At 54.3% G+C, this 7,022-nt stretch carries 5 protein-coding genes and 2 pseudogenes; 2 read left to right on the forward strand and 5 right to left on the reverse strand.

Translation table 11 applies throughout. The features are described 5' to 3' along the window. Positions 1–586 (forward strand): ATP-dependent helicase C-terminal domain-containing protein (locus tag CC207_RS20015; protein WP_305880227.1); only part of this gene is annotated, 586 nt, incomplete at its 5' end. A gap of 182 nt (positions 587–768) precedes the next feature. On the opposite strand, the gene CC207_RS20020 is transcribed toward CC207_RS20015, so the two are convergent. From CC207_RS20020 to CC207_RS20040, 5 genes and pseudogenes are all read right to left on the reverse strand, one after another. Next, positions 769–1,494: a hypothetical protein gene (locus tag CC207_RS20020; protein ID WP_028692301.1), complete on the reverse strand. Its 726-nt coding sequence runs from the start codon at positions 1,492–1,494 to the stop codon at positions 769–771. A gap of 147 nt (positions 1,495–1,641) precedes the next feature. After that, a pseudogene (locus CC207_RS20025) lies at positions 1,642–3,159 on the reverse strand (IS66 family transposase). Between the two features lie 18 nt (positions 3,160–3,177). Next, positions 3,178–3,537: an IS66 family insertion sequence element accessory protein TnpB gene (gene tnpB, locus CC207_RS20030; RefSeq protein ID WP_236180018.1), complete on the reverse strand. Its 360-nt coding sequence runs from the start codon at positions 3,535–3,537 to the stop codon at positions 3,178–3,180. A gap of 529 nt (positions 3,538–4,066) precedes the next feature. Further along, positions 4,067–4,822, reverse strand: coding sequence for an HNH endonuclease (locus CC207_RS20035; RefSeq protein ID WP_088852641.1), 756 nt, complete (start codon positions 4,820–4,822; stop codon positions 4,067–4,069). 3 nt (positions 4,823–4,825) lie between these two features. Further along, positions 4,826–6,196 (reverse strand): AAA family ATPase, encoded by a 1,371-nt coding sequence (locus CC207_RS20040; protein WP_081791628.1) that lies wholly within the window; start codon positions 6,194–6,196, stop codon positions 4,826–4,828. 538 nt (positions 6,197–6,734) lie between these two features. Here CC207_RS20040 and CC207_RS20045 point away from each other — a divergent pair. After that, positions 6,735–7,022: pseudogene (locus CC207_RS20045) on the forward strand (ATP-dependent helicase HrpB); the annotation flags it as partial.

Consider the following 7,022-nt stretch of genomic DNA (forward strand, 5'->3'; position numbering starts at 1 on the left):
GGGCCTGAACCTGCTGACCTGGACCCCGGAACTGCGCCAGTGGCAGGCCCGCGTCGCGCTGCTGCGTCAGCTGGATCTGGAAAAGGACGGCCACAGCGAGTGGCCGGATCTGGGCGACGACGCCTTGCTCGCCAGCCTGGAAGACTGGTTGCAACCTTATCTGGGCAAGGTGTCGCGGCTGAGCCATTTCGCCAGCCTCGACCTGCCCTCGATGCTGCGCAACCTGTTGCCCTGGCCGCTGCCCCAGCGCCTGGACGAGCTGGCGCCATCGCACCTGGCCGTGCCCTCGGGGTCCAGTATTCGCCTGGACTACAGCGAGCAGCCACCGATCCTTGCCGTGCGCCTGCAGGAGCTGTTCGGGCTGGCCGACACCCCGCGCATTGCCAATGGCCGCCAGCAGGTCAAGCTGCACCTGCTGTCACCGGCGCGCCGACCGGTGCAGGTGACCCAGGACCTGGCCAACTTCTGGCGCACCACCTATGCCGAGGTGAAGAAGGACCTGAAAGGGCGCTATCCCAAGCATTTTTGGCCCGACGATCCCCTTGTGGCTCAGGCTACAGCGCGAGCGAAGCCAAGAGATACGTGACTTTCAACTGCGATCAAAATGAGGGTAATGACTCGGCAGCGTCGGGGCTAAGGTTCGCGAGTTCTTGCAGGACTTGCCGCAGGTTGCTCAGCTGTAATGTGGAACGTCCGGCGAATCCACCTCCCGCACTCCAGCATTAAGGGCAATGGTTTCCGCCTATTTTTAAGTGGGTGCGACGGTCCTTATCGCCAGTGCGGACGGGGAAGGCCGCTCAGCCGCAGCTTGAGGTCGGCAACTAAACTGTCAACCTCGGCAGTGACTAGCTTCATGGCGTCAGCTGTCGATCCCATACCTATCAGCTTAGCCACCCGGATGCTTTCGCTCTCGTAGAGCTCTTGGAGCTTGGCTGTCAGTTCTCCAGCCGAACGAGACTGCTTGGCAAACTCAGCTTGTCGGCGCAGCATTTCGGTACGTGCGTGGTCGAGGGCTTTTTCAGAATCTGCATTATTCATTTCGACCATGGAAATGATGCCTTTGGCTCGCATGTAGAAGCGAATGGCTTGCTTTGTGATGTCTGGGGGCAGCTCTGCCAAACACTCCGGTGCAGAGTCAAAGAGGGGGAAGGGGTTTTGACCGATCGGCCAAACGGTCACATAGGGCGACCCCTCTTCGAGATCAAGGAGTTCTCTCGCATATTCTTCCGAATACAGATCCCATGCCGTTGTTAGTTCAACCAGTATCAGCTGGCTGGTGTTGTAGACAATTACTTGGCGATCAATGTGAGCCTTCTGATCTGCAATCTCACGCGCGTTCTTCGCGGCAACCTCTGACCGCTCAAATGTTCTACGGGTTGCCCTCATGGTAAAGTACCCACCGATGAATGCCCCGATCAACGCGGTCACAAGCGAACTTGAAAACACGTGGTTGATTCCGGCCCACAACCAGCTAGTAGTTGCGTGAAAATCCATTGTTTGCTCCTTGCGCGCCGGGAGAGATGTCCTCGCTCATTCGATCAAGGATATAACGTTTTGCATAGAGGGGTACCAAGAATACTGCGGGGGGATGGCTATGTAAGCGCTCCATGAACCCCACCTAGCCAAGGATGGGCAGCGCACCTAGCTGTGTATTTGAGGTGTGCAATTCCACGGCAGTAGCGCTTCGTAGTCTTCCATTGAGGACGCCTGCGGCAGGCGTTTCAGTACGTGGCGCAGCCACGCATAGGGTTCTTGGCCGTTTCTACCAAGCTGTAAAGTTGTGCGATGGCAGTGGCACCTTTGGGCGTGTCACTGAACAACCAGTTCTTTCTGCCGATGACAAGCGGGTGGATCGCACGCTTGGCTGCGTTGTTGTTGATCGGTAAGCAGCCGTGCTCGACGTAGCGTTCCAACTTGCTCCAGTTGCTGGCCAAGTAGCCGATGGCCTTGCCCAAGGCATTCTGCGTCGTGACCTGAGGTTGCGTTTTCTCTACCCAGCTTTTCAGCTGAGCCAGCAATGGCAGGCTGCGCTCCATGCGGGCAGCCCTACGATCTTCATCGCTGCCGTCCTTAAGGTCGCGCTCGATGCCATACAGCTTGTTGATCAAGTTCAGGGCGATGTCTGTGCGCCCGGTTTTACCCTTGGGCTGCACTTTCTGCGCTTCGACGAACTTGCGGCGTGCGTGCGCCCAGCAGCCCAACCGCTCCACGCCGTCCTGTGCAGCCAGCGCGTTGTAGCCGGCGTAGTCGTCGGTCATGACATAGCCGCGATAGCCATCCAGCAGGCGCGTCGGCACCTCCTGCGCTCGGCTGGTGGCGTAGTCGAAAAGGATCACTAGCCGATCAGGTGGGCCGCCGGTTTGTACCCACATCCAGGATTGGCTACTGGGCTCACGGCCAGGCTCTTTCAACACCTGCACACGTGTTTCATCACAGTGGATGATCCGACTGCTCAACAGGCTTTCGCGCATCAGATTCAGCAGCGGTTGGAAGTGCTCGCTGCATTGAGTCACCCAGTGTGCCAGGGTTTGGCGCGAGATATCGATACCGTGGCGCCCCAACACTTTTTCGAAGCGATGAAGCGGTAGGTCGTCTACGTATTTGGTGGTGAGCAGCATGCCCAGCGCACTCGGGCTAGCCATGCTTTTCTCAATCACCTGGGCAGGCTTGTCCGCCGTTACGGGCGCTGACTCGCAGTCGCGGCAGTCATACACCTTGCGAACATGTTTGATGACGCGAATCTGCATCGGGACGATTTCAAGCTGTTCGCTGACCTCTTCACCAATGGCCTGTTTGCGGCAGCCACAAGCACACGTCAGCTCATGCTCGGGCAGTTCGTGGACAACCTCGATACGCGGTAAATCAGCCGGCAGTGGTTTGCGTTTACCACGGTGCTTGGTCGGTGCAACGACTTCTTCGTCGCCGGCCTCATCCAAGGGTTCTGCTAGGCTTTCCGCTTCGTCGAAGAGCGGCAACTGTGGCGTCGCCGCATCGCCTGTCTGATCGGTCTTGGCCCGAACATTCGCTGGCGCAACAGCGCAACTTCCTCTTCGAGATGAACGATCTTGCCCTGTCGGACGCGCGCTCGTTGATCATCTGCTCAAGCAGTTGCTTGAGCAGAACAGGATCGTCAGGGAGGTCTTCGGGCATGGAAATCATGCCGCGAATTATACCGAATCAGGCGACGTATCGAGGCGTCAAAACCTGATGCGGACGGTTGCGCCAGAGGTTGAAGCCGTCGAGTAGCCAGTTCAGTTCCTGAACGGTCAGTACGATGGCCACGTCAGTCGGATCGGGTGAGGTTTTGAGCCGTTCGGAGTCCAGGCGTTTGAGCCAGAGGCAGAAGCCGTTGCGTTCCCAGTACAAGATCTTCACGCGGTTGCGCGGCTTGTTGAGGAAGACGAATAGCACCGGGTCGAACACCGCCACTTTGATATCGAGTTCGACCAGCGCAGCCAGGCTATCGATGGACTTTCGGAAGTCGACGGGCTTGGGGTAGAGGTACACTTTTTCGACTTTGGCGTCGGGTCGCATCATGGTCGGCGAACTCCAGAAAGAAATCGGGAGCACAGCATCGGGGATCAGGTAAGCGCTTTGAATGTGGGGTTCATGGAGCGCTTACGTAGGAAGTCCTGTCGGCGATGGATGCTGCTGAGTATTACGTACTCACGTTCGCCATCTGGTCGTAAATGGCCACATTCAACCAGTCCTAGGATGAACACTTCTGCTATACCACGAGCTTCCCGAAGATCCGCTTCTTAGGTGCTCATGTGTATATCGTCAACGAGGCGCTTACAGCGAGCTGCTTGCCGCTTGCCGGTAGGGGCAGCCGCCCTGCATACTACCAGAACCTCAAGGATCGTAACGCTGACGAGTTCGCAGGCGTTCGCAAGCAGTTCGCCAATCGCGGCAAGTAACGTTAGAAGATGAAGAAAGCCCAGCAGTGATGCTGGGCTTTTTTTGTGAGCGAGGATGTTACGGAAGCAGCTAATTATCTCCATATTTGATCTAAGCATAAATGCTTAAAAACGATATTCAATTTAGAGGCCTATCCGCAGATTAAGTCTCAGCCTCCCAGAGGAGTGACATCAGGCATGCTCTCTATCTCTGTCCGTAGAAGCGCAAGTATCGGGCGAGCCGCCTGCATTTTTCGTGCGTTTACCAATAAATCTAAGAACTGCAGTTGCTTGATTTTCTTTTGCCTATTGCCGTCGCTGCATAGAATTTCGAGGGACTTTTGTATCAGGGGATTGTTCATCGGGTGAAAGTTGTCTGCGAGTCTCGCGGCATTCAGGAACTCAATTCCGCACATTCGAATAGTTACTGATCCCTTTGGACTCCCAGGCTTCGCAGAAATACGGCCGAATCTATCATGCTCCATGAATTCATCCCAGTCGTCGATGTGTGGATGCACGATCACGTAGGCATCAGAGCTCATTGGTAGTTCTGCACACTCGCCGTCTTCAACCAGAACTGATTGGTCTTTCTTTCTTGTATTGCATGTTTTGCATGTTACCGCAAGATTGCCAAGCTCAAACGTTAAGTGCGGAAACGCGCTTTTCGGAATGATATGTTCAGCATCGTAAGACCCTTGGTGGCTATCAAGCTCCTTACTGCAATAGCAGCACCGTCTGCTTTGTTGACGCCAATAGTAGGATTTTACCTCATGGCGAAAACCGCGAATTAAGGCTGCATGAGGCCCTTGCTTAGCTCCCCAAATCGTACAATCAGCTGCTCCAGCGTCTCGCAGCGTATCATGTTCGGCGCCGGTTAAACTTGAAAGGTTGGAAAGTCGTGTCGCTACCGTGCGTGATCGATACATGTCTCACTCACCTACCGCTGCCAAGGCTTTATCGATCATTTCAAGTGTTGAGGCATTGTCAACAGATGAACTGGAGTAAATTGCCTTAAAGTGGAGCAAGTCGGAAATCGCCTTCCTACGTTCCGATACAGTTCCTGATTCGGCATTTACTACGGCTGTCAGAATTTCGTTGGCTAGATAGAAACTATCGGGGACAGGGGTATGGAACACATCAATCAAGGTTTCCTCAACCGATTGATAAGTCACTCCATAGGTGTCAGTGTACCGATCAGCAGGACGATTGAGCACGCTGACACCGACACCTAGCTGGAGCCCTCGTTGGACAATTAAAGGTGAGTGAGTGGCCACAATGACATGGCATCCCCTGAAGGGCTCCAGAGCGGAGATCAGAGTATCGAGGTATGTTTGCTGCCACTGTGGATGTAAGCTCAGCTCAGGCTCGTCAATGAGGACTACAGAATCATCCCTTAAAGCTGTAGCTAGTCCTATTATCGAACAAAGCATCTGCTGCTGACCAGAACTGGCACCAGAAACTTCAATTTTAGCTCCGCTTTGTGTTGTAATGAGGAATTGGTCTAACTCCAAAAGACCTAGCCTTCTCAGTAAAGCTAGGCTCTGTAGTAATGCCAGATCAAATTGGCCTCGCTCAAGGGAGCTTATTTTTAAATAAAACGCCTTATCATTGTAGCCTAGTTCTTGCCTTAATAATCCTAGGGCGGTTTTTAGGAGTTCGGCAAACTCAGTTCTTCCGGCATTCAACTCGTTGCGGACCATAGAGTGGCGCAAGCCCCAGTTTGTATGTAGCCATCTCTCTACGCTGCCAGGGATTTGTCTGCTGTAGACATCTAGCAGGCGTCTTAATCCATCTTTGATTATATAATTTATGTCAAAGCTGTCTCTGAAACCTAGGTTGTGCATTGTCCGTAGAATTGTTTTGATGCTTTCTGAAGCGCGGCTGATGCGATAAATTGCATGTTCGAGGATTGACTTCCCTAAATTCCTAGTGCTGAAAGTTCCAGCGCTGTGGAAGCCTATGCAAAGATATTTAGGGTTGCTTATATAGCCAGGGTCACGAATCGGTATTGGGGTATTGTGAAAGAAAACAGAGGGAGCCGGAAAACGTGAGAAAGGGCTGAATGTCTGTGTGATTACGTGGCTGGGTCGCGCGGAACGAGATACCTGGACGGTGCTTTCTAACGAAAAACTAGGTTGATCCGTAACTTCGCGCCCTAGCACATTGGCAATGATAGACAGTATTTCAGTTTTCCCCGAGCCATTTACTCCCGTTATCAGATCAATCTTATTTCCAAAAATGCGATTGGACGGTTTGAAAGTGACCTGAGCGCTGTTAGCTATAACGTTATAAACTTCCATTTATCTACTCTCATTCCTTGCGAAATTCTTTAAAGCTCTATGCGTGTCACGTGGGCTGTAGTAGCCACAGCGGTGACTTCTAATAGTGTTAGCTCACACCTGGGTGCAGGCTGGGATATTCGCCCTGTAGGCTCCAACCCAAGCATGGTGTCATCACAGGATGTAGACGCAGAATGCCAAGTCGAGAGAACGGCCACAAGAGTCAGATGAGTATCGGCTGCACCACAATGCAAAAATTTCCAATGTTTATTGAAGACGTCAGCCAGGTAGTGGGGGCAGTATCCGACTGCGCCCCACTTCGAGAGGGAAAGTGGTTGGACGGATTAGGGATGAGGTTGAAGTCCGGTAGCCAAGCCACTGGCCTGTTACATTTAGCTTATTCGATAGCCCGTGGTGTCCCCACGTTGCTGCCCTCTGCCCTCTGCACTCAGACCGTATGCCTGTAGTGCACCATCGATCGCTTTCGTCTCGCGCAGCTTGGCGATGTCTTCGTTGATAGCCTTGGTGACTTCGTCATTACCCTTAGCTAGGGCGTGGAGCGGGTATCAGCCCGACCATCGACGGTGTGCGCGTGGTGATCGACGCAGGTCTGGCGCGGGTGCCGCGCTTCGATCCCGGCAGCGGCATGACCCGCCTGGACACCCAGCGCATTTCCCGCGCCAGTGCCACCCAGCGTGCCGGGCGTGCCGGGCGTGCCGGTCGCCTCGAGCCCGGCGTGTGCTATCGACTGTGGTCTGAGGCGCAGCACGATCAGTTGGCGGCCCATGGCAGCGCCGAGATCCTCCAGGCCGACTTGGCCGGGCTGGCCCTGCAGCTGGCGCGCTGG

Origin of the sequence: Pseudomonas sp. DrBHI1, from assembly GCF_002205115.1 — a bacterium.
In the GTDB taxonomy this organism is placed as follows: domain Bacteria; phylum Pseudomonadota; class Gammaproteobacteria; order Pseudomonadales; family Pseudomonadaceae; genus Aquipseudomonas; species Aquipseudomonas mosselii.